A 22,741-nucleotide genomic window follows, 5' to 3' on the forward strand; every position below is an offset into this window, starting at 1 on the left:
TCTAATCTTCTACCTTGAATCTCTATTCGCTGTTAACAGCAAGCCTCACGACTTTTATCGTGTAAGCGTGTGATGTCGTCTTGGTATTCCTGCTTCAAACAGTTTGATGCCACTAAGTCTTCAATTAACTTTCGCATCCAACCTGGTAATTGCTGTGATAACTCGTAATACACCCATTGCCCTTGGCGTTTATCCACCAAGATGCCACTGGATCGTAACTGAGCAAGATGACGAGAAACTTTCGGCTGGCTCTCTTGTAGAGCAAACGCCAAATCGCCAACGCAAGTTTCACCTTCACGGGCCACGAGCATTAAACAACGTACGCGTGTTTCATCGGATAACAGCTTAAAAAACTGATGTGGAAGCATAATGAACATACCTATATATGGATATGCGTATATATTTATTTAATTAAGATATATCGTCAAGAGGAAACCGTCCATCGTCATAAAAGTTTCACATCTAACGAACAGCTTGATTGTAAAGAGAGAGATTCAAAGAGATAAAAGATAAGACAAGAAATTATGCAGTCGCGATGCTTTGACTCCAGCGAACCGCTTCACCTAAGGAGAGCTTCACTTCCTCTAAAGGCAACCCCAATTGCATCGTGATTTTTTCAACCCCTGACCAATCGGCACGCTCGTAGCACTCTTCAAGGGAAATAAGTGCGCCATAAACCCCTTTGCGATGTAATAGCGCTTGTTGTACTGAATGACTAAGCGGTAACTGCCTAACTAAAGATTCCACCGAAAGATCCAGCAACGCATCTAGAATCGACAGCAAACCAACCATGAAACCTTGTTCGTTGAGATGAGAGAATGGCTGATAGCGCGACATCAATTGGCAAAATTGAGCTCGTTGCAATGAAAGGTGATACAGCTCTCGAGGCTTGTTACTGGAGATATACGATGCCACAACCAAAGAGACAAACTGCTTAAGGTTATCCTGGCCAAGATAAATCAATGCCTGACGAAAAGAGCTGATTTCGACAGCCAAATTCGGCGCTTGCGTATTTACAAAACGCAATAATTTATATGACAACGCGACATCTTGCGTAATGATGGACTCGATACGAGTAAAGTCAGGCTCAGGAGCACAAACTTCACGAAACAGTTGCAATGCCAACACTTGCTCAGGACTGACGTATTTAGTCTGCGAGACGAGTGGCTTGCTAAAAAAATAACCTTGGAAAAATTTAAAGCCAGCCGCTTTCGCTTGCTCAAACTCTTCTGCGGTTTCAACACGTTCTGCTAAAAAGTGGTATTTGACGCGTTTGGCAAGGTGTGTTTTGACCAGTTCACAGGCCTTTTCGAGCCCCATCGCCATAATGTCGAGCTTCACAATATGCACATATGGCAAAAAACGACGCCATTCTGGTGTTAGGGTGAAGTCATCCAAAGCGATCAAGTAACCTTCTCGATAAAACTCACGAATCGCATCAAGAAGCTCATCCGTAGGTTGGCACGTTTCCAACACTTCGATGACAATTTTGTTTTTCGGCAAACTGCGCGGCAAACGTCGCACCAAGCTTTGATGAGGAAAGTTAATAAAGCATCTTGAAGAGGCAATCACTGGGTTAGTACCCAGCGATAGAAAGTTTTCGACGATCAGTCGGTATGTCGCTCGATTTGAATCAATATGTGAAGGGTATGCGTTACTCTCCCCGTCTCGAAACAACAATTCATAACCCAGCGTCTGTCTTTTTCGGTTAAAGATCGGCTGGCGAGCGACATACGTTGTATTCATGCTAAAGAAGGACCTATAAATGGCTTATGACTTTGCAGCTGCTAATAATGCACCACAACCCATGAACATTGAACCGAATACTTTGTTTATTTTTCCCATGATTTTATCGGAGCGAATAAAGCGTCCCATTTGTGCTGCCAAGCTCGTGTAACCCAACATTACACACGCATCAATCACGACCGTAGTGACGCCAAGCACCAACAGTTGCGTGATTTGGTCTTTTGCCGGGTCAATAAACTGCGGGAACAACGCCACCAGAAAAACAATCGATTTAGGGTTGGTGAGGTTAATTAACACTGCCTTGTACAACAGCGCCGTGCCTGACATCTCGTTGTGGTTTTCAGCTGCGACTAAGCTTGATGTGTCGCGCCATTTCTGAACCCCCAGCCAAACCAGATAAGCGGCACCAACCCATTTAATGACAGAAAAGGCGGTTGCTGACTGCGCGACAAGCGCACCAATACCCGCCCCCACCAGCGCGATGTGGATAACTAAACCAATTTGTAAGCCAATAATGGCACCCAGTGATTTACGGGTACCGTAACTCAAACCATTACTGATTGAGTTCACCGTGCCAGAGCCCGGAGCCAAACTAAAAACGATTGCTGTTACTACATAAGCTAACCAGACATGGGTATCCATTGCATTTCCTCACTAATTCTTCGATGATACATCGCGTAAACAACGTATCTTCAGGTAATCAACTAATGGCGACTAACCATTCACCTTTGACTTATACTCAAGAGACATTATTTGAGCAAGCAATTGGTGGTCCGATCGCAGCACTTTGGCAAACTCGCCAAGAGGGCTTTGTTAAAGGGACTGAGAAAAAGAACATTTACTGGTGCAAGCTAACCAACCCAGAGCATAAAAAAGCCGTGCTCATTGTAAATGGACGCATTGAGTCTTCCTGGAAATACCAAGAGCTGTTTTACGATCTCTACCGCCAAGGTTTCGATGTCTATTCCTTTGACCACCGCGGACAAGGTTTATCAGATCGTTTATTATCTGACTCAGATATGGGTCACGTCTATGACTTTACTGATTATATTGATGATATGGACATCGTCGTAAAAAAACACGACCTTAGCGAATATCAACAATGCTTCATCATCGCGCACTCTATGGGCGGCGCGATCGCCACACGTTACCTGCAAACTCACCCAGAACACCCTTTTACTGGTTTGATTCTAAGTGCGCCCATGTTTGGCATTAACCTGCCATGGTACCTCTCACCAATAGCGATTCCGGTCACACAAATTATGTCAGCGGTATCGACTTTGCCACGCTATGCACCAGGACATCAGGCCTACTTCCCTAAGCCCTTTGAAGATAACCCACTTAGCCAAAGTTACGGCCGCTACCAATGGTTCCGAAACCTATATACGGAAAAACCGGAACTGCAAGTCGGTGGGCCAAGCACTCGCTGGGTTTGGCAAGGGCTCATGGCCGCTAAGCAGTGCTTTTTATTAACTCGCCAAGTCAAAATACCAGTAATCCTAATCCAAGCCGGAAACGATCGGATTGTTAGCAACCTCGCGCAAAAGCGTTTTATTGATAAATTGCGGAAAACCAACCCGCACGCGGAGCTGCTTTCCATCGAAGGCGCACAGCATGAAATCTTATTCGAGACCGACAAGTATCGTAATCAAGCGCTCGATGCGATTTTCCGCTTTATGAATGACCCTAAATCGCCATCAAACGAACAAGCACAATAAGAACTCTAGGCGACCATTTCACGACTAAGATTAAAGAGGAAATGTCTACACATCGATTTACCCTCTTTTTCATCCTCATTTTGGCGTACACTGCTTGAACTTGGCTACTTTGACACAGTGTTTAACCGCATAGTGCTACGGGCCCAAGTTCCCCCGCATTCGGAGCAGTACGATCTAGTCAGTCTGCTGTACTCCGTTTGCAATTCACCTGTTCCACACTATCCAAACCGTTTACGAGGACTTCATGAGCACATCGCTACCTTGCAAAGAGATCACCAAAATCGTTGCCTCTGATCTGGATGGCACGTTACTCGCACCAAACCATCAGCTCAGTGCTTACTCAAAAGAGACGCTAAAAGCGCTGCATGAAAAGGGTTATACCTTTGTCTTTGCAACCGGCCGTCACCACGTAGACGTTGCGAGCATCCGTCGCCAAGTTGGCATTCCAGCTTATATGATCACGTCGAATGGTGCCCGAGTGCATGACCAGGAAGATCAGCTAATGTACAGCGAGAATGTCCCTGCGGAACTGGTACAAGGCGTGATCGACACGATCAAACATGATCAAGAAATACTTATTCACATGTATCAAAATGATAGCTGGTTGATGAACAAGGATGATGAAACGTTACGTGACTTCCACGATGAATTCACTTACGTCTTATTTGATGAAGACCAAGCCCCAACTGACGGTATTGCGAAAGTTTTCTTTACTCATCCAGGAGAAGACCACGAACGTTTGGTCGTATTTGAAAACAAACTACGTGAGCAGTTTGGTGATAAGCTGAACATCGCATTTTCAACGCCTTGGTGTTTGGAAGTAATGAGCGCTGGCGTGTCTAAAGGTCATGCTCTTGAAGCGGTAGCGAAAAAACTCGACCTCACGTTAGAAAACTGCGTAGCATTTGGTGATGGCATGAATGACGTAGAAATGCTGTCGATGGCAGGTAAAGGGCTAGTTATGGGTACATCACACGAAAAAGTGATGAAAGCTCTACCAAATAATGAAGTGATTGGCAGCAATGCGGAAGATGCGGTTGCACACTACCTACAAGAACACTTGCTGTAAGCTTCGATACTCCAAATAATGAAGGGCTGCACATTCGCAGCCCTTTTCTTTTATCGCTGACTTGGCAGCTTCTCTTTGCCAAGAATCGCGTCCCATTCTTCTTCTGTCACGGGCATAATCGACAAGCGATTTCCACGTTTCACCAACGGCATGTTCTCAAGTTCTGGCATCGCTTTCATCACCGACAACGGAATCACTCGCGCCGTTTTACGTACAAACTCGACATCCACCATAATCCAACGCGGGTTGTCTGGGTCTGACTTTGGATCGTAATAATCGCTTTCGGGATCGAATTGGAAATGATCGGGATAGGCTTCTCTCACAACTTTAGCAATACCTGCCACGCCAACATGTTTACAGGAAGAGTGGTAAATCAGGACTAAATCGCCCACCTTCACTTGGTCACGCATCATATTGCGCGCCTGATAATTACGAACTCCCTCCCAACATGAAACCTTTTGGGTTCGAAGCGTGTCAATAGAAAAGGTATCTGGTTCAGTTTTAAATAACCAATATGCCATAATGCCATCCGATGCCGATTGAGTAACAATAATGAGGAAGATATAACATGAAGGCTTTGAAAAACCCAGTGGCGCTTGCCACCCTGCTGGTTCTGCAAGCATGTAGTTCACAGCCGCCACAATCTGGTGCTGCTGACCCAACCTCTCCACCAGCAACCTTAGATAAGCCTGAAACCATTCAACCTCAAACTTTTATGCTGCGCGGAAAAGTGATCGTCGGTCACGAGAGCCAATACATCATGCCTTGTGGCAGCGACAAGCAATATTGGTTGCAACTATCACCACAGCAAATGCAACGAGCAATTCAGTTAAATAACGAGCCTTACCAGACTATGTATGGCGAGGTTATCGGCCACCTCAACCCACCGGGCATCGATGGGTTTTCTGCTGATTTCGATGCTAACTTTGTCGTGGAACAAGTGAACTTCCTCACAACGGAAAACCCAAACCGTTGTCAGCAACCAAACAAACCAACTCGCGTGTTTGGTAATGAGCCTTCTTGGTCGGCAAGCTTTGAGGCTAATGGACTAACATTCCAGCAAATCGGCAAACAAACCACAAAATTAGCGATTAACAGCAGTCAGCTTCAACCTCGCCAGCGCACTTATCAACTGCAAGGTGGTGAGCTTCGCTTAACAGAAAACCTCTGCTCAGACACAATGAGCGATTCTTTGTATGGCTGGAAAGCAACACTAAAACATGATGGCGAGACGTATCAAGGTTGTGGTATGGCTGCAAACGTCGATGCAACGCTTGGCTGGGCTAATACCTATGTCGCGACCTCAACCCAATCACAAGGCTTTGAAGTACAAATGACCTTAAACCCAGACCACAGCGCCACAACAAAATACCGTTACGCCAATGGACAAGCACCATTAATCGAGCGTGGTTACTGGCAACAGTTAAGTCCGTCTCAGGTTCAAGTTGTCATGACGCATCATCAACAGCAAAGGCTAATGTCAGAGCGACTGTTTACTCGAGAAGGCAATCAGCTCAAAGCGACCAAAGAAAAAGTCGGTAACTTGGTCTACCCAATCGCCGATGGTGGTTTAGTCCTTTATCCTGCCACCGTTCGTGATGAAGGCATCATGCAACCAGCCGAAAAACGCACCAACAACCCCATCGGTAGTGCTGACGTCCCTTCTAGTGCAGAGTTTGATTCAAAAGTAGATGCCGCGGTGCGTAACTACTTCTTTATCCATCAAACCAACCCCAACAATAACCAATACCGTTGGCTAACTTACGACCTCAACAGCGATGGTAACGAAGAGCTATTGGTACAGTTGGATTGGTGTGGTTCCGGTGGCTGTACATTGCTAATATTTGAACATCACGAAAAGGAATGGCGCTTTAATAGCCGCATTACACTAGTGCAAAGCCCGATTATGCTCGGCCAACAAACCTCTCATGGTTGGCGAGATCTGATTTTTAATGTCAGCGGTGGCGGAGCTAAAGCGGCTCAACACGTGATGCAATACACTGGGGTTAGCTACCCACTCAACCCAAGCATGGCGCCAACGGCAACGCCGAACCAAGTCAGTGGTGTGCGTCTGTTCTCTGATGGGATAAGCCCGGTGCGCGAAGGAGTTCGTCTGTAATGTCACAACCGTGTCCAACCTGCGGTTTTCAATTCAATTGTATGTGCTCGCTAATGCCGAAACTTAACAGTGAGCACAACATCCTGCTGTTAATGCATCCGAATGAACTGAAGCGTGATACTAATACCGGCCAGCTACTAGAGCAGTGCCAACTCAACATTGAGCGAGTAATCTGGGATCGCAAACAGCCACCAGCAGAATTGCTCACTCTATTAGCTGATCCGTCGCGGTATCCGGTGTTGCTCTTCCCCTGTGAAGAAAGTATCACACTCGAACATGTGGTACTCCAAAGCCAGCAACAAACCAAAACTCCGCTGTTTATTATTTTAGATGCCACCTGGCAAGAGGCGCGCAAGATGATCAATAAGAGCCGTTGGTTAGAAGGTATCCCTACTATGGGATTGTCTGCGTCGGCGGACTCACAATATCAGCTGCGACGCAACCAACAACAAGGTAATTTGTGTACGTTTGAAGTCGCTGCACATTTGCTCGGGCAACTTGGAGAACAAAACAACCAACAACAAATGCAGCGCTTTTTTGCCCATTACCTCGCTCTGTTCCAAGCTGAAAAGAGTGGACACGCTCTTAAGCGTTAACCATTAAGCTCAGTAGAAGAACCAAACAAAAAACGCAGCCTACGCTGCGTTTTTTACGACAAGAAGTTTCACGTGAAACATCATTAAAACAGTCGAGTCGGCTCGCCAAGATAGTAACCCTGCAAATAATCCACCCCCATGTCTTGTGCAATGGTACACACCTCCTGATTGTGGACGAACTCCGCCACCGTCTCCGCGTTAAACACCTGGCACAAACGCACCAACTGGGAAGCGATCTTGCGCTGTTTTAAGTCTTTATCAATATCACGAATCAAGCTGCCATCGAGCTTTATGACTTCTGGCTCCAACTTTAGGATTTCATCGATATTCGAATAACCGGACCCAAAGTCATCAACAATGATACGCGCCCCTAAGCTTCTAAAATGACTGCACACTTCTATCATTCGGCCGTAGTCTTTGATCTGCTCAGATTCCAGCACTTCTAAACCAATTCGCCTTGGGTCATTTAGCTGGCTAATTTCATGCTCTAAAAGCATTAAAGTTTTATCACTGAGCAAATCTTGCGGCGATAAGTTTATAGAAAAGTCACCTTGCTTATCTCGCATATAATGCAACGTAGAATGAATCATGTGCCGACTTAGTCGAGTGTAAAGATGCGTATCAGAGATAATTGGCAGAAAACGCCTTGGCGCAATCACCGTTCCATCGGCTTCCAGAATACGAACCAAACATTCTTGGCTTGCCAATTTGTGGCTACCAGCATGCACAATGGGTTGGCTATAAGTGATGATGTTCTGTTTGAGAATGGCTCTACTGACGCAACTTAGCCATCCAAGTTGCTCTTTACGCACATCCTCACTGACTTCAATATCTTTCGCATTACAGATATGAGTATTACTGCGTACACCGGAGCGTCTCGCTTCGATGCCTTTGAGTAAGAGCTCATCCACTGAAGCGGATGGAAAATCTCGGCGACTCACTAAGCCGCCGCATAGCGAGATAGAAAGATAATCTATTTCACGTAGGCCAATTGGCTCAAAATTAGTTTGTTCTACCGCGTCAGCAAAACGCGTAAAGTGCTGTTTGATGGTCTCGCTGCTTTGATCAGCTTTAAATATGAACGCCCATTCACCAACCCCAATACTATAAAGCTGCAAAGCCGTTGGCATGCCGAAACGCTTTCGTAGTCGATTCGTAAAGTGCATTGAGAGATCTTTGAGTAATTGATCTCCCACTCGGTAGCCGTATTTTTCGTTAATATGACTAAAGTTAAGTAGCTTTAGAGTCAACAAATGCTCATCCAAATCGATGTTACTCAGCCGCTCTTGCAATGCGACCCGGTTTTGTAACCCCGTGCGACTGTCGCGTCGATAGCTTTCTTGTAACTTGCGCGTTTGGCGATCGAGTTGATATCCCATATGCGCGTTCATATGGTTGAGATCGCCGATCGCATTTCGAATCAAGCTAAACAACGGTGAAATAGAGGAGCTAACGGGCGACTTAGGCAAGTTCAATGTTTGCACTTCGTCTCCCTCTCGCATCGCTAAATACGTCAGGCTGTGATGAAGAATTTCGGGCTGACCAATACCACCATGCAGTTCCCCCATACAGTAACTACCAAACGTCGTCGCAATATCTTTAAAGGCTTGGACTTCGTCGCTGCTGTCAATAAAGTCTAACCGTGACGCGCAGTTAAAAATCATCACGACTTCAGGTTGGTGCATGGCTAACTCAACCACACCATGCCGCACTTGCTCGAGCGTTAACGAGGGATGGTTATAGCAAAATTGCACTTCGTCACCAAGACACCAGGGCCTGTCGAAGCTCATACTGCCATCAGCGTGTAGCTCCGTTACCGTACAAACTTCCTTTCGCCCTAAGCTTTCTCGATACAAAGGAAAGCTGAGCAGTTGACTCAGCGTCACGTCATGGCCATCCGCCAAGTAACGCTTGTATACTTCCAGCGCTTTCTTCTCACCTAAACAATACAAGCGCGTTCCTTTTGCATGAGTGACTTTGTGTGGCATGCCAATCGGGTTCCATTCCGAATACGCATTAGTCCATAGCTTCAAAGTATCACTGTGCAAAGCTACGGCAACCACAGCGTTATCGTAAACTCGGTTTTGATATAGCACCCAGCAGCCATCGTCAATACTCTGCGCCAACCCTCCAGAAATCACTACTTCTTCACTGGCGAAGGTTTGAAACAAGGGATAGTCACGTCGTTCAATTTGCACAGCAAAGCTGAGGATCACCTGTGAATTATGCTGCATTAGAAGAGAGCGCTTGAGCTCCCCGCCATCAATGTCAGGGGAGTAAGAGTATGTTTGTACCGCAGAAGTCAGCGTGGTTTGCTCAAATTCAATCACACTCACTAGGCAACCAGAGGTAAATATCTCCCCTTCCAGAATTACATTACGCGTACTATGCCCCATAACATGAGCATTCGGCAGCGACGACAAAACGGCGTCTGCAAGTGTGGTCGTAAATTCGCGCGATTGCGTCGACAATATTTGTACTAAATATTGTTTATCTGAGGAAGTCGGAAAAGTGACTAAAAAGTCATTCAGTTGACTGACATCGTGAACCAGTTTTGAAAAAGCTCGCATGGACCTACCACTGCCGTAACACTATCTTCACCACGACGTGTGGCGTTACTATTTTTATTTAATAGAGAATAATTTACGTGGCTTTGAGCTGCTTTTCTAGACACAAAATGAGATTAGAATGGATTAATGCGAAAGCAATTAAAAAAGTGTGAGTAACGGCTGCAAACTATTGATTTCAATATCAGGTAAAGTACGTGTTTTTGAATGGTTAATGACATTTTTATTCATATCATTAAACCAACAGGCTGCAAAACCAGCCAACTTTGCACCATGCACATCCGTGGTTAGATGATCACCGACATGCAGAATATTCTCCGCAGGAATATCCAAGAATCGCTTCGCTTTAGTAAACATATCGGTTGCGGGTTTCGCCAATCCATCTGGTCCTGCTTTAAGTACCTGTTGGAAATAAGGCGTAAGACCGATGCGGTCTAAATCCACATTACCGTTGGTGATTGCCACCAACGGGATGTGCTGCGCGAGTTCCTCCAGTACATCGAGGCTTTGCTGCGGCACTTCAAAACGGTTACGCCAGTCCAACGCAACGTCTACTGCGGCTTTCGCGGCGGCATGTGCTGCGTCTTCGTCGTAGCCTACTTGGGAGAAGGCTTGCTGAAGTTGCACTAAACGCCATAAAGTGACATCGCTCTTCAGCTCGGGTTGTTGCTGCACAACTCGCTGTTTGAGAGCAAACCAATCCGCTTTGTTCATATGAGCAACCGCTGGATGATGGTGCTTGAGCCAAGATAGCAACTCACGCTCCATGCGAACGATCACAGGATAGTTGTCATAGAGGGTATCATCTAGGTCAAAGGTCATTGCCTTAATAGGCTCGATACGGCGATAAAATTTCATACTTCGGCTCACTCCCCGTTCTTTTTGCGTGCGCGTGGGTGGGCTTGGTCGTAGGCTTGCGCCAAATGTTGGAAATCCAAGTGCGTGTAGATTTGGGTCGTCGAAATGTTCTCGTGCCCTAAAAGCTCCTGCACCGCACGTAAGTTATTGCTTGATTCGAGCATATGTGTCGCAAATGAGTGACGCAATTTATGCGGACTAATATGGCTTGCGACAGACTGTTTCTGCCCCCATTCAGCCATGCGCTTTTGCACGCTACGATGCGAAATACGCGTTCCGAGCTTAGATACAAACAAGGCGGGCTCACCTGGAGCGGCTAAATCACCACGAACGCGTAGCCACTTCCCAACCCACTCGGTTGCCATCCCAGAGAACGGCACTTTACGTTCTTTATCGCCTTTACCAATAACACGAAGCTCACCACTACGCAGTTGTACGTCACGTACATCCACACCCACCAGTTCAGCCAAACGTAAGCCGGCGCCATACATCAGCTCCATCATGGCGCGATCGCGCACAGCCAACGGGTCGTCCTCGTTGACTTCAAGTAATTGGCTCACTTCGTCAACATCGAGGTTTTTGGGCAACGGGCGTTTTTTGCGAGGTGCTGAAACCCCTTTGGCTGGGTTAGCCGACATCTCGCCACGCAGAATAAGGAAATCGAAAAAGCTACGCAGCGATGAGAGTCGCGTTGCCAAACTGCTGGCTTTCATGCCTTCTCGCATACCCTTACCTGCTAATTGGCGCACCCAACCAGCATCCACTTGAGACCAATCTTTGAGCCCCATTTCAGCTAGGTGCTGCGCCATTGTTTCTAGCTGCTGTTTGTAATTGCGCTGAGTATGTAGGCTAAGCCCCTTTTCGCTTCGTAAGAATTCATAGAAGCGCTCAAGAGGCTTTTGCAGACTATTTGGCAGAGGAGTGTTGGGAGTTGTCGTCATCGTAACTTTGCCATACCAGTGTTTGAGCGAGATGTGCCACTACTAATGATAGGTGACGCAAAAACAAGGTATCCATATCTGGCTGAAAATGGCCGCCATCTTCACTAGAAAAAGCAAGCACGCCCAGTGTTTGCTGTTTCACGAGCGGCAGTACCACATAGGAACCCATTTCCGGCACTTCCATGTTGCCAAACAAAGCTTCACGATCCACTTTGCGAAGACGTCCTAAGTACGCATCTTTGCCATTTAAGTGAGTGGTCGCAAAGCGTTGATAACTTTCCTTACTCAATTGAATCGATGCGTCGCATTGACTAAACAATCGAACAAACGCACGTAAGCCCAATGCTTTGGCTTTATCTTCGATAGAATGAATGACTTGTTTAAAGTCACCACACTTTAGAATCTGCCCCTGCAAATCCATAAATTCGTAAAAGGTGCGATCATTGTTCGCCGCAAGCGACATTAGTGTAGTGATCTCTTCCTCTAACTCTTCAATGCGCTGACGTTGGCGATTCATTTGGATGTGTACCAAAGATACCGCGCCTAAGTCTGAGTGTGGGAAAGATAAACGATCCACAAGCTCCGGACGTTGCACAAAAAAGTCTGGATGATCTTTGAGGTACTCGGCCACTACTTCAGCCGTTAAGGCATCTGCTTCTACTTGAGACAAACCGTTTCCTTTTTCTTCAACTAGCAAGACAATTGACCATCAAATACATGCGTTGTAGGTCCGGTCATAAACAACGGCTTGCCAGGACCTTGCCATGCAATTCGCAATTCACCACCAGGTAGAGAAACCTTAACGTTTTCATCCAACAAGCCCTGCAGAATCCCAACCGCGACTGCCGCGCATGCACCACTACCACAAGCTTGTGTCTCTCCTGCGCCTCGCTCGTAAACTCGAAGACGAATATGGTCACGACTCATCACCTGCATAAAGCCAGCGTTGACGCGCTCTGGGAAACGCTCATGCGACTCGAGCAGCGGACCGAGAGTTTCCACTTCTGCCGTATCCACATCGTCGACCACGGTCACTACGTGCGGGTTACCCATGCTCACAGCACCACAAAACAAGGTATTGTCGCCTGCTCGCATGATGTAAGTTTTCTCTTTTTGCTTCGCTTTGAAAGGAATTTTGTTCGGTTCAAACTCTGGCACGCCCATGTTGACCGTCACTTCCCCATCATCTTCGATGTTGAGAATCATCTTTCCTTTCTTGGTGCTCACGCTGATGCTGTATTTATTGGTCAGCCCCTTCAAGCGAACAAAGCGGGCAAAACAGCGTGCACCGTTACCACACTGTTCAACTTCACTACCATCGGCATTAAAAATCCGATAATGGAAATCAGTTTCAGGGTCGTAAGGGGCCTCTACCACAAGCAATTGGTCAAAACCAACGCCAGTATGACGATCCGCCAAGCGGCGGATCAGGTCTTGCGAGAAAAACACGTTCTGGGTAATACAGTCGACGACCATGAAGTCGTTGCCCAAACCGTGCATTTTGGAAAAGTGGAAATGCATTTGTTGTGTGTTACTCCGGTAGAATCTGTTCCAGCTGCCACAAACTGGTCAGCTCCTCACGCTGGCGAACTAAGTGGCTTTGTTTACCGTCCACCATCACTTCTGCCGCTCGGGTACGAGTATTGTAGTTCGAAGACATCACAAAACCATAGGCACCTGCTGAACGAACCGCGAGTAGATCACCTTCTTGCAAAACGAGTGCGCGATCTTTACCCAAGAAGTCGCCGGTTTCACAAATAGGACCAACCAAGTCGTAAGTCTGAGCTTCACCCTTTCGCGGTGAAACTGGCACAATATCTTGCCATGCTTGGTATAGCGCAGGACGCATCAAGTCGTTCATTGCAGCGTCGATAATCGCAAAGTTTTTATGCTCAGTATGTTTTAAAAACTCAACACGCGTTAGCAAGATACCTGCGTTCGCAGCAATTGCACGGCCTGGCTCAAAGATCAGCTCCAAGTCTTGGTGATTTTCAAGACGGCCTAGTAACGCTTTGGCGTAATCAGAAGGCTGAGGTGGTAATTCATCACGATAGACCACACCCAAACCGCCGCCGACATCAAGGTGACGAATGTTAATGCCTTGTGTTTTTAAATCATCAATCAGGGCCAATAAACGGTCTGTCGCGTCGATAAATGGGTCTATATTGGTCAGCTGAGAACCAATGTGGCAGTCGATACCTTGCACATTCAAGTTCGGCAGGCTTTGCGCGAATTTATAAACATCTGGCGCACGATCAAACGCAATGCCGAATTTATTGTCGCGAAGACCAGTCGAAATGTAAGGGTGTGTTTTCGCGTCGACATCTGGATTGATACGAAGAGAAATTGGCGCAATCACACCAAGCTCACCCGCAACCTTGTTCAAACGTTCTAGCTCTGGCTCAGATTCAACGTTGAAACATTTGATACCTAGCTCAAGAGCGCGCTTCATCTCTGCCGATGTTTTACCAACACCAGAGAAAACGACTTTTTTCGGATCACCGCCTGCGGCAATCACACGCTCAAGTTCACCACCCGACACGATGTCAAAACCCGATCCCAAACGCGCTAGCGTGTTCAATACGCCTAAGTTTGAGTTGGCTTTCACCGCGTAGCAAACCAGGTGAGGATGCTGACCCACAGCACTATCAAACGCTTTCCAATGGCGCTCTAGCGTGGCTCGAGAATATACGTAAAGAGGAGTGCCATATTGCTCTGCAAGAGCTTGAAGTGGGACGTCTTCGGCCCAAAGCTGGCCATCATCCTGATAGTTGAAGTAATCCAAAATTCGCTTCCCTTATTTTATTCGACTGCTGAACCCTAATTTCACCCTAAGGTGCGGTTATTTATTGTGATTGCTCATTCTGTTGAGTGTCATCTGGAATGTATAGTGAGCCAGACTGACCACACCCCGCTAAGGTCGCGGCAACCATCACAAACAACACAGTAACTAATTTTTTCATTTCGCATATCGTGATTATTGAATCAATGCCCCCTATAATCGCACCACACTCAGGAAAAGCAATAGGATAGACGGATGAACGATACTGAATTTCATCAACTGGTGGATGCGCAGATGCAAATCATCGAAGAATCCATCGATGATTCAGGCGCAGACATTGATTACGAAGTCACTGGCAACGTAATGACATTGGAATTTGAAGACCGCAGCCAAATCATCATTAATCGCCAAGAGCCGATGCATGAGATCTGGCTAGCGTCCAAATCTGGTGGCTTCCACTTCAAACTTATTGAAGGTAAATGGACCTGCTCAAAAACGGGTATGGAGCTATTTGAAATGGTGAAGCAAGAATGTGAAAAGCACGCAGGCGAAGCCATTGATTGGGCATAATTCTGGTCAATCGTCACCAAAACAAAAAGAGCACCGAAGTGCTCTTTTTGTTTATTGATACGGGTTTAATTACGCGTTCACAGTTTTGGTCGGGCGACTCGGTGAACAACCGTCATTACGGTAAGGAATGATATACGCATTCCCCTCTTCAGGGTGAATAATTTGATAGTACTGAGGCAGGTTAAAATTAATAAACTTCGACGCGACGCGACTATCGTCTTTTACCGACGTGTAGAAACTGTTTACAGACGAAATCATTTCATCTTTGGAGCCACTAAATTGGTGATACACTTCTACTTGATTTGACTCATCCAACACATAAATATTGAAGCCATCTTCGTTATCTTCAAAGAAGAACTGCACCAGACCTTCACTGGCAAACCCATCCACCGCTTCCGGCATTTGATATTCTTGCTCACGATCGAGCATTAACAGCGGCGAGCCTTTGAGTTTGTTAGTAGAAATGCTGCGGTAGAAATCGATGGAATTTTCTAGCTTCTGCACCGACACACCACGACGTTCAAAGAACAACCCATAAGTCTGGTTACCAAGACGCATCGCTTTAAAGCGGCGACGTTTCTCTTGCTCTACTGGTTTCAAGCGTAAGTCGATACATTCAGCTAAAAGCTGGTAAACCATATTGCGCATCACACCACGCATGTTCTTCGCATAGCAGAACACATCCACTGATTCTGGTGGCAACGCATCTTGGTGCATTTTGCCCAAAATGGTTTTCAGTGCATCCAGCATCGCCGTTTCCCCTTTGAAATGCAGCGTACGCACTTCATGCCAAGAGTTACGGTAAACAAGGTCAACACTGCCGACTAAATTTTTATGTTCTGGACCAAAGCTAAAAATATCGGTGTTCTTAACATCCACTTTCAACGAACGACCAGAAAGTTCAGACGTCGGATCATTTTCAAAGTTGATGAACATCGCAAGCTGGCTTATTTCACAAGGACTCGCTAGCGCCTGCATAGATGGACGACGCTTACGCAACGCAAAAGTATTTCGTAAGTCGCTCACCATTTGGTAAAACTTATCAATATCTAGCTGCGCTTCACGTACCACGGCATGTAAACGAGTCGATTCAGTAATCAAGCCATTGAAGAATGCCCAAGCAACCAACTTACTCAAGTATTCATGATGCTCTAGATATGGTTGCCCCAAAATGCGGTGCGCAATAAGTGGTTGTTTATAGAGGTACCAACCAGACTTGTTCACTCCCCCTTTTTTCACTTCGATAAAGCTCAAGTCAGGCTCGTGCAGATCAGGTGAAATCTGTGGGTTTAGTAACGTTACTTTGCCCGGCAATACTTCAAAAGCCGCGTAAAGTTTACGGGCCAAAATACTGATGTCTTGCGGACTGATAGCAGAAGTGATGTCGTTACGACGCGCAAATTGAATCAAGTTACGGTAGCTTTGCATCAACGCATCCAGCAATGCATGATGTACCACCTTCACTTGTTCAACCTTCCAATTACGGCGGTCATCGAGCTCTGCAACGACACTGGCATCCCAATTCCATTTTGCAATCATATCGCTCAGCGCTTCACGACGCCAAGCTACTGAGCCAACATTCGGCTCACGAGATAGTTTTTCATGGGTTTTGAGATAGAAACAGCGACGCACTAAATCCAAACGTGTATCGTCTTGAATTCGCTCTAAGTAACGGGTTACTTTTTCCAACATTAAGTAGTACGCATCCATGCCATAGAGATCAGGCTCATGGGCAAAGAAACGACGTTTAGTGTCGATGCTTAACAATTGAGTATGCGGGTATTCCCACGAGTAAGCTTCTAGCAAGATGGCTTTTAATACCGATTTGTAGGGAGAGTCGATGCTTTTGTATAACTGCCACAAGTTCGAGCCGAAGTATTCTTCAGCAGGAATGCAGTTCAATTTACCAAAGTCGATCCATTCACTACAGTCGATGTAACCATCACTGCAAAGTTGAGAAACGTACTCGTCGTAACACTCTTCCATTTCTGGCGGCACGATTTGCCATAACAAACGCTGTCCGGCAATACGCACCGCACTACGATAGAATTCATCTAGCAAAAGTAAGTGCTGAGATGAACCACAGTTATCACCTGTCATCTCCTCAGAATGATTGCTTCTAAAGCGCTCTTTATCCATTAAGAAAAAGTTCGCTTCCACGCCTTTGCTTTGTGCCCAATCCGTGATGAGTAGGCATTTATTGGTCAATAACTCGCGTTCGTCACAATCCATCTCTGGAGAAATACACACCCAAATATCCAAATCACTGGAAGTACTTTGACCAATCGAGGAGGTACTGCCCATGGTGTACAAACCCAATATAGCGGGCTTTTCTACCGTCTTGAGCGGCTGACCAATGGCAAGTTGAATATCATCTATGAATTGTTGCTGAATGCTATTTAGTTCAAGCCCATGCACACCAAACGGGACATCGGCATCATAATAGCCAGGAATTACAGGATGGTTGTAGTTCAACAAGGCAGGAATCAAGTGGAAGACTTGCTGGCTTTGCGAATCCATAAGCGCCAGCGCGCGATCAACTCGCTGCTGATTCAAATTATCTAGTCGCTGGATGATTTTTTGGGTGTAAGCCTGCAAGGGGAATTCCTTGGTTGAACAATCACGAAAATCTGCTGACGTTTTAAACCAAAACGGCTTAAAAACGTGATCAATTTAACACTTTTATTGGTGCGGGTAAAGCTTCACGCCCGCGTATCACTCTGGATACAAAACCATACTTTAGTCACAAAATTAATCGCGCGGTAGTGTCGCTCTTATTACCTATTACTAATAATAGTCCTTAGTCTAATTGAGAATCCAGTCACACTATTTTCATAACGTCATGTAATTCCATTCATAGCCTTCAGAGATAACGAACTAACAGTAAGCATTTCTTGATGAGAATGGTAGGATAAACCCAAATCCAAACAGCATTGAGAAGATCATGACACAATCCACACCGATTCGCATTGCAACTCGAAAAAGCCCTCTTGCTTTATGGCAAGCTTACTTTGTTAAAGACGCCCTTCAAGCCGCTCACCCTGGCTTGGAAGTCGAGTTAGTAACCATGGTGACCAAAGGTGACGTGATTTTAGATACACCACTAGCAAAAGTTGGCGGCAAAGGCTTGTTCGTAAAAGAGCTTGAAATCGCGATGCTAGAAGGACGTGCAGACCTCGCCGTTCACTCAATGAAAGACGTACCCGTCGATTTCCCAGAAGGCCTTGGCCTCGTGACCATTTGTGAGCGTGAAGATCCTCGTGATGCCTTCGTCTCTAATACCTATAGCCACATTGATGAGCTCCCTCAAGGTGCCGTGGTTGGTACTTGCAGTTTGCGCCGTCAATGCCAACTGAAAGAATATCGTCCGGACATCATCATCAAAGAGCTTCGCGGTAATGTGGGCACTCGCCTTGGTAAGTTAGATGCGGGTGAGTATGATGCAATCATTCTTGCTGCGGCTGGCCTCAAACGATTGAAGCTTGAAGAGCGCATTCGTAGCTTTATCGAACCAGAGCAATCACTACCAGCGGTAGGGCAAGGTGCTGTCGGTATTGAGTGCCGCCTTGACGATGAAAGACTGCTTAAGCTGCTTGAGCCACTTAACCACCAAGACACCGTAGACCGCGTTTTGTGTGAGCGCGCAATGAACCTTACGCTAGAAGGCGGCTGTCAGGTACCTATCGGCAGCTATGCCCTGCTAGACGGCGACAACATTTGGCTACGCGCATTAGTTGGCGAACCAGATGGCAGCGAAATTGTGCGTGGTGAAATTCGTGGCCATCGTAAAGACGGCGAAGCATTAGGAGTGCAGCTAGCCAATGAGCTGCTAGATAACGGCGCTCGTGAAATCCTAACTAAGCTGTACGCAGATCACGAATAACCATGGCAGTGTTGGTCACTCGGCCGGGAGAGCAAGGCAACGCGCTTTGCTCTCTGCTCGAAAGGCACGGCATTTCCGCATATCACCATCCTCTGATCGACATTGTCGCCGATCTCACGGACACGCACCTCTCTAAACATCTACATCAAGCTCAAATTGTTATCGCTGTTAGTCGACATGCAGTGCAATGTGCACAGCAAATCTTAGCCAGCAACGGGATGTCATGGCCGAAACAAGCTATTTACCTTGCCGTTGGTCAAAAAACAGCACACTATTTAAGCAAATGTACCCAACAGAAAGTACACTATCCCCAAGTCAGTGATAGTGAACACTTATTGCGACTGCCAGAGCTCAACAATGTGGCACAACAACAAGTTCTTATCCTTCGTGGTAACGGCGGAAGAGAGCTGATCAAAGATGCATTGGTGAGGCGTGGCGCAAAAGTTCACTATAGTGAGACTTACAAGAGAGAATTCATCCCATTCGATCCAGTAAGCTGTATCTCACTATGGAAAAACCTACAAATTAACCAGATTATTGTCACCAGTGGTGAACAACTGGATTATTTGTGCAGCCAATTGACGTCGGAGCAATTGACTTGGCTTAATCAACAAGAGTTGTATATCCCCAGTCAGCGTATCGCTGACATCGCAATTCAAAGGGGGTTCACTCGCGTGAGATGCACGGGAAGCGCATCTAACCAAGAATTACTGGCGGCTCTCCAGCCCTAGCTACACAGGATATAGGCATGACAAGTAAAAATAACGACCAAAAAAATAACGATAAAAACCTTTCCGAAGAAACCTCATCGGCACCGCTAGTCGAAAAAACCACATCGCAGCAGGATGCGGACCTTAAAAAAGAGCAACCACAAGCGGCCGAGCCCCCAAAAACAGCAGAACCAACCAAAATCGAGTTTGAAGAAAAACAAGGCAAACGCGGTGTCAAACTAGGCACGGTCGCTATCATCTTATCGATTATTTTTGGCGGTGGCCTCGCGTACAAGCTGCATCAACAGCAAGCCGATTACCAAGCGCAGATCGCCCAACTAAAAAGTCAGCTAGAAAGCTCTCAAGCTTCCATGAAGCAAGAGCTCAGCCGGGTACAAGAAGAAACCATCGAGAAAGCAACGACCGTGACACACAAAGCGGAAGTGGTACTTGGACAGCAACAGAAGAGCATTGAAAGCTTACAGCTCGCCGTTGCCGATGTGAAAGGTCGTCGACCAAACGACTGGCTATTGGCGGAAGCCGATTACCTCGTCAAATTAGCCGGTCGTAAATTGTTCTTAGAGCACGATGTAGAAAGCGCGACTCAACTGATGGAAAGTGCAGACCAACGCATTGCAGCGCTGAATGACCCTAGTCTCGTCAAACTACGTAAAGCAATGGCAAACGATATCACCAAACTTCGCACTATCCCGCTAATTGACCGTGATGGATTGGTACTACGCTTAACTGCCCTGCAACAGCAAGTAGACAAGCTCCCTCTCGCCAATGCACTGCTACCTGAAGCTGAAGCCGTAGAAAACACTGAAGTGTCTGAAGATATCGCAAACTGGCAAGATAACTTAATGACCTCTTTGAAGGACTTTTCAGAAAACTTCATTACCTTCCGCACGCGCGATGGTAACGTCATTCCACTGCTTTCTCCTGAGCAACACTTTTACCTGAAAGAAAACATCAAAGCCAAATTGGAAACGGCAATAAAAGCGGTGTACCAAGAACAAGGTGAAATTTACACCACATCTCTAAAAACAGCCGACAAATGGGCATTAGCTTTCTTCAACCAAGACGATAATTCCGTTAAAGAGTTCAACAAAACGGTTAACCTGCTAAGTCAGCAAAATATTCAAGTGGAATACCCAACAAAACTGCAAAGTCAGTCTCAACTATCAGATGTCATCCGTGAACGCCTACGTCGTGAAGTCACAACGATGACAGGCATGGAGGATAAGTAATGTTTCGTCTTATTTTCCTATTTGTTGTACTAGGCGCAGGACTATTTGTTGGCACCCAGTTTTCTGGTCAGCAAGGCTATGTACTCATCTCCATTGCCGAGAAAACGATCGAGATGAGCGTAACGACATTAGTGGTTTTCGTTATCGCAGCACTCGCAGGTCTTTTTCTGCTTGAGTACCTGATTAAGAAGTTAGTTTATGCTAGTTCTACAACATGGAACTACTTCAGTGTTCGCAAAATGCGCCATTCCCGCCGATACACCAATGAAGGCATTATTAAACTTCTAGAAGGTGACTGGAAAGGTGCTGAGAAAAAAGTAACTCGCTGGGCAAATCATCACGATATGCCGCTGCTTTGCTACTTAGTTGCCTCTGAAGCCGCACAAGGTCAAGGTGATAAAGCAAAACGAGATCACTATCTAGAGCTAGCGAGCCAACAAGAGAACGCCCATCTCGCAGTAGAGCTGACTCGAGCGAAACAATTTATCCGCGACAACGAGTTCGAGTCCGCTTTCGATACCTTGCAATCGTTAAAAAGTCAGTATGCGAGTAACTCTATTGTATTGAACTTGCTGAAAACAACGTACATGCAGCTAAAGTTGTGGCAACCTCTTATTGACCTCTTGCCACAACTAACCAAAGCAAAACTCATCTCGGACGAAGAACATGCAGAGCTGATTCAAAAGGCGCAGTGCGGCTTACTCCATGAAGTAGCGCAGCAACAGGGTAGCGAAGGGCTAATCTCCCATTGGAATAGCCTCTCACGTAAAGTGAAACAAGACACACACCTCGTTGCCTGTTTTGCTCGAGAACTCATCACACGAAAAGCTGATGCAGAAGCCTTTACCGTGCTAAAAGAAGCATTAAAAAAACAACCAGCCCCAGAGCTTTATCAACTACTGCCAGATCTAAATCTGCCAGATACCCACCCTGTCGTGGTCTTCTTAGAGGGAGTAGTGAAGAAAGAACCGGATAACGCCGCTGCCCATAGCGCATTAGCGCACTTCTATTTCCGTCAAGAGAAGTGGCAAGAAGCCCAGGATCACTTTGAGATCGCCTTAAAGCTTCGCTCTGACGTCTCTGACTATGCATTCCTAGCAGACACACTAGAGAAGCAAAATCTAACCAAAGCTGCTCACGAAGTCTCTCGTAAAGCTCTCACGCTCGTACAGAATGACTAACTTAAGATGACCTAACCAAGCCGACAGCTTACCTGTCGGCTTTTTTATTGCCTGCTATTAACCCTTCAGTCCTTACATCAATATGTTTATCAAATTCATTGGTTCCCAAGTAATTTCCAACTTCCTAGCAACTCACTATCGTTTCACTTTCACTCTTCTCTTTTGACTACTCTGATCCTGTCATTCCAGCAGAATCCAAAAACAATTTTAAAAGATGCAGGAATACGTAACTTTAGCCTGTTGATGTATGGTTTTAAGACGTAGCTAGATTTAGGCAATAGAGCACACGCATCGCTAGACTGAGCAAAACAAAAAGATACATCAGTGAAACAGTGGCTATTTTAGTATGCTTATTTGTTCGGTCTATCCGGTAAAAGGGGCTAGAGAAGCAATGGTAGTGCTTTAAGAGAACGATAAGGCAATAGATGGTTCAACACCTTAACAAAGCATCTCCAACAACCTTATCGGGACAGCATGCAGTGATGAGGATGAACAGCTTTAGAGGCAACTGCACTTCTTAGCAAAAATCAAAACGTCACAACCAATACCGATCCCAATATTACTTTGTCGAAAAGTAGATCGCATATGGAATTGATTTTTGGCAAGCATAGATAGAGTAATAAAGATGTGCGGAAATGAAAAAAGCCTCGCTATTTCTAGCGAGGCTTCTTAATAGTGGCGGAGAGATAGGGATTTGAACCCTAGATACGCTATTAACGTATGCCGGTTTTCAAGACCGGTGCTTTCAACC

The 22,741-nt window shown here is 46.1% G+C and carries 21 protein-coding genes; 9 read left to right on the forward strand and 12 right to left on the reverse strand.

Annotation, left to right across the window (positions count from 1 at the left end; all coding sequences use genetic code 11):
- Positions 1–32: 32 nt before the first annotated feature.
- The 3 genes from R8N46_RS21795 to rhtB form a co-directional block, all read right to left on the reverse strand.
- Complete coding sequence (locus tag R8N46_RS21795; RefSeq protein ID WP_005378730.1) at positions 33–368, reverse strand: metalloregulator ArsR/SmtB family transcription factor; 336 nt, start codon at positions 366–368, stop codon at positions 33–35.
- Between the two features lie 154 nt (positions 369–522).
- A complete protein-coding gene (locus R8N46_RS21800; protein ID WP_053304474.1) occupies positions 523–1,746 on the reverse strand; it encodes an EAL and HDOD domain-containing protein in 1,224 nt (407 codons plus the stop codon).
- Between the two features lie 24 nt (positions 1,747–1,770).
- Positions 1,771–2,388, reverse strand: a complete 618-nt coding sequence (gene rhtB, locus R8N46_RS21805; RefSeq protein WP_054729573.1) for a homoserine/homoserine lactone efflux protein — start codon at positions 2,386–2,388, stop codon at positions 1,771–1,773.
- A 65-nt stretch (positions 2,389–2,453) separates the two neighbouring features.
- Between rhtB and R8N46_RS21810 the strand changes: the two genes are divergently transcribed.
- Complete coding sequence (locus R8N46_RS21810) at positions 2,454–3,464, forward strand: alpha/beta fold hydrolase (protein WP_005378733.1); 1,011 nt, start codon at positions 2,454–2,456, stop codon at positions 3,462–3,464.
- A 244-nt stretch (positions 3,465–3,708) separates the two neighbouring features.
- A complete protein-coding gene (locus tag R8N46_RS21815) occupies positions 3,709–4,533 on the forward strand; it encodes a Cof-type HAD-IIB family hydrolase (protein ID WP_005378734.1) in 825 nt (274 codons plus the stop codon).
- A 50-nt stretch (positions 4,534–4,583) separates the two neighbouring features.
- Here the strand turns inward: R8N46_RS21815 and R8N46_RS21820 are convergent, their stop codons facing one another.
- Positions 4,584–5,054, reverse strand: a complete 471-nt coding sequence (locus tag R8N46_RS21820; RefSeq protein ID WP_005378735.1) for an EVE domain-containing protein — start codon at positions 5,052–5,054, stop codon at positions 4,584–4,586.
- Positions 5,055–5,101: 47 nt separating this feature from the next.
- Here R8N46_RS21820 and R8N46_RS21825 point away from each other — a divergent pair, with 47 nt between their 5' ends.
- On the forward strand, positions 5,102–6,652 hold the full coding sequence (locus R8N46_RS21825; protein ID WP_054577269.1) for a COG3650 family protein: 1,551 nt from the start codon (positions 5,102–5,104) through the stop codon (positions 6,650–6,652).
- A complete protein-coding gene (locus R8N46_RS21830) occupies positions 6,652–7,248 on the forward strand; it encodes a tRNA-uridine aminocarboxypropyltransferase (protein WP_033907272.1) in 597 nt (198 codons plus the stop codon). Before R8N46_RS21825 ends, R8N46_RS21830 begins: the two co-directional genes overlap by 1 nt.
- Positions 7,249–7,331: 83 nt before the next feature.
- On the opposite strand, the gene R8N46_RS21835 is transcribed toward R8N46_RS21830, so the two are convergent.
- The 7 genes from R8N46_RS21835 to lptM all read right to left on the reverse strand — a co-directional run bounded on the left by R8N46_RS21835 (position 7,332) and on the right by lptM (position 14,577).
- Complete coding sequence (locus R8N46_RS21835; RefSeq protein WP_115386363.1) at positions 7,332–9,818, reverse strand: EAL domain-containing protein; 2,487 nt, start codon at positions 9,816–9,818, stop codon at positions 7,332–7,334.
- Between the two features lie 138 nt (positions 9,819–9,956).
- The gene (gene yigB / locus R8N46_RS21840; RefSeq protein ID WP_053350826.1) at positions 9,957–10,673 is read right to left on the reverse strand and encodes a 5-amino-6-(5-phospho-D-ribitylamino)uracil phosphatase YigB; all 717 of its coding nucleotides are present in this window, start codon (positions 10,671–10,673) and stop codon (positions 9,957–9,959) included.
- A gap of 8 nt (positions 10,674–10,681) precedes the next feature.
- Positions 10,682–11,614 carry a tyrosine recombinase XerC gene (xerC, locus tag R8N46_RS21845; RefSeq protein ID WP_005378742.1) on the reverse strand — a complete coding sequence of 311 codons (933 nt, stop codon included), beginning with the start codon at positions 11,612–11,614 and terminating at the stop codon, positions 10,682–10,684.
- Positions 11,580–12,311 carry a DUF484 family protein gene (locus R8N46_RS21850; RefSeq protein WP_017636089.1) on the reverse strand — a complete coding sequence of 244 codons (732 nt, stop codon included), beginning with the start codon at positions 12,309–12,311 and terminating at the stop codon, positions 11,580–11,582. The genes xerC and R8N46_RS21850 overlap by 35 nt, the downstream gene beginning before the upstream one ends.
- On the reverse strand, positions 12,305–13,135 hold the full coding sequence (dapF, locus tag R8N46_RS21855) for a diaminopimelate epimerase (protein WP_005378744.1): 831 nt from the start codon (positions 13,133–13,135) through the stop codon (positions 12,305–12,307). The genes R8N46_RS21850 and dapF overlap by 7 nt, the downstream gene beginning before the upstream one ends.
- A 10-nt stretch (positions 13,136–13,145) precedes the next feature.
- Positions 13,146–14,399, reverse strand: a complete 1,254-nt coding sequence (lysA, locus tag R8N46_RS21860; RefSeq protein ID WP_167415538.1) for a diaminopimelate decarboxylase — start codon at positions 14,397–14,399, stop codon at positions 13,146–13,148.
- A gap of 61 nt (positions 14,400–14,460) precedes the next feature.
- Positions 14,461–14,577 (reverse strand): LPS translocon maturation chaperone LptM, encoded by a 117-nt coding sequence (gene lptM / locus R8N46_RS25765; protein ID WP_005378746.1) that lies wholly within the window; start codon positions 14,575–14,577, stop codon positions 14,461–14,463.
- A 74-nt stretch (positions 14,578–14,651) separates the two neighbouring features.
- On the opposite strand from lptM, the gene cyaY reads away from it, so the two are divergent.
- Entirely contained in the window at positions 14,652–14,966 is a 315-nt protein-coding gene (gene cyaY, locus R8N46_RS21870; RefSeq protein ID WP_005383391.1) for an iron donor protein CyaY, read from the forward strand.
- Positions 14,967–15,035: 69 nt separating this feature from the next.
- Here cyaY and R8N46_RS21875 read toward each other — a convergent pair whose 3' ends face one another.
- Complete coding sequence (locus R8N46_RS21875; RefSeq protein ID WP_053350817.1) at positions 15,036–17,564, reverse strand: class I adenylate cyclase; 2,529 nt, start codon at positions 17,562–17,564, stop codon at positions 15,036–15,038.
- Between the two features lie 346 nt (positions 17,565–17,910).
- On the opposite strand from R8N46_RS21875, the gene hemC reads away from it, so the two are divergent.
- From hemC to R8N46_RS21895, 4 genes are read left to right on the forward strand one after another with little or no spacing between them, the layout of a single operon-like run.
- A complete protein-coding gene (hemC, locus tag R8N46_RS21880; RefSeq protein ID WP_005383388.1) occupies positions 17,911–18,849 on the forward strand; it encodes a hydroxymethylbilane synthase in 939 nt (312 codons plus the stop codon).
- Positions 18,850–18,851: 2 nt separating this feature from the next.
- On the forward strand, positions 18,852–19,580 hold the full coding sequence (locus tag R8N46_RS21885; protein WP_005383386.1) for a uroporphyrinogen-III synthase: 729 nt from the start codon (positions 18,852–18,854) through the stop codon (positions 19,578–19,580).
- Between the two features lie 17 nt (positions 19,581–19,597).
- Entirely contained in the window at positions 19,598–20,809 is a 1,212-nt protein-coding gene (locus R8N46_RS21890; RefSeq protein ID WP_054577266.1) for a uroporphyrinogen-III C-methyltransferase, read from the forward strand.
- Positions 20,809–21,990, forward strand: coding sequence for a heme biosynthesis protein HemY (locus tag R8N46_RS21895; protein ID WP_005383375.1), 1,182 nt, complete (start codon positions 20,809–20,811; stop codon positions 21,988–21,990). Before R8N46_RS21890 ends, R8N46_RS21895 begins: the two co-directional genes overlap by 1 nt.
- Positions 21,991–22,741: the final 751 nt, after the last annotated feature.

The sequence above is a fragment of the Vibrio sp. 1874 genome, from assembly GCF_033344395.1.
Taxonomy (GTDB): Bacteria; Pseudomonadota; Gammaproteobacteria; order Enterobacterales; family Vibrionaceae; genus Vibrio; species Vibrio alginolyticus.

Excerpts from the sequence above, each read along its gene's own strand:
- R8N46_RS21795 (WP_005378730.1), bottom strand. The coding sequence starts at position 368 with ATGCTTCCACATCAGTTTTTTAAGCTGTTATCCGATGAAACACGCGTA.
- R8N46_RS21800 (WP_053304474.1), bottom strand. The coding sequence starts at position 1,746 with ATGAATACAACGTATGTCGCTCGCCAGCCGATCTTTAACCGAAAAAGA.
- rhtB (WP_054729573.1), bottom strand. The coding sequence starts at position 2,388 with ATGGATACCCATGTCTGGTTAGCTTATGTAGTAACAGCAATCGTTTTT.
- R8N46_RS21810 (WP_005378733.1), top strand. The coding sequence starts at position 2,454 with ATGGCGACTAACCATTCACCTTTGACTTATACTCAAGAGACATTATTT.
- R8N46_RS21815 (WP_005378734.1), top strand. The coding sequence starts at position 3,709 with ATGAGCACATCGCTACCTTGCAAAGAGATCACCAAAATCGTTGCCTCT.
- R8N46_RS21820 (WP_005378735.1), bottom strand. The coding sequence starts at position 5,054 with ATGGCATATTGGTTATTTAAAACTGAACCAGATACCTTTTCTATTGAC.
- R8N46_RS21825 (WP_054577269.1), top strand. The coding sequence starts at position 5,102 with ATGAAGGCTTTGAAAAACCCAGTGGCGCTTGCCACCCTGCTGGTTCTG.
- R8N46_RS21830 (WP_033907272.1), top strand. The coding sequence starts at position 6,652 with ATGTCACAACCGTGTCCAACCTGCGGTTTTCAATTCAATTGTATGTGC.
- R8N46_RS21835 (WP_115386363.1), bottom strand. The coding sequence starts at position 9,818 with ATGCGAGCTTTTTCAAAACTGGTTCACGATGTCAGTCAACTGAATGAC.
- yigB (WP_053350826.1), bottom strand. The coding sequence starts at position 10,673 with ATGAAATTTTATCGCCGTATCGAGCCTATTAAGGCAATGACCTTTGAC.
- xerC (WP_005378742.1), bottom strand. The coding sequence starts at position 11,614 with ATGACGACAACTCCCAACACTCCTCTGCCAAATAGTCTGCAAAAGCCT.
- dapF (WP_005378744.1), bottom strand. The coding sequence starts at position 13,135 with ATGCATTTCCACTTTTCCAAAATGCACGGTTTGGGCAACGACTTCATG.
- lptM (WP_005378746.1), bottom strand. The coding sequence starts at position 14,577 with ATGAAAAAATTAGTTACTGTGTTGTTTGTGATGGTTGCCGCGACCTTA.
- cyaY (WP_005383391.1), top strand. The coding sequence starts at position 14,652 with ATGAACGATACTGAATTTCATCAACTGGTGGATGCGCAGATGCAAATC.
- hemC (WP_005383388.1), top strand. The coding sequence starts at position 17,911 with ATGACACAATCCACACCGATTCGCATTGCAACTCGAAAAAGCCCTCTT.
- R8N46_RS21885 (WP_005383386.1), top strand. The coding sequence starts at position 18,852 with ATGGCAGTGTTGGTCACTCGGCCGGGAGAGCAAGGCAACGCGCTTTGC.
- R8N46_RS21890 (WP_054577266.1), top strand. The coding sequence starts at position 19,598 with ATGACAAGTAAAAATAACGACCAAAAAAATAACGATAAAAACCTTTCC.
- R8N46_RS21895 (WP_005383375.1), top strand. The coding sequence starts at position 20,809 with ATGTTTCGTCTTATTTTCCTATTTGTTGTACTAGGCGCAGGACTATTT.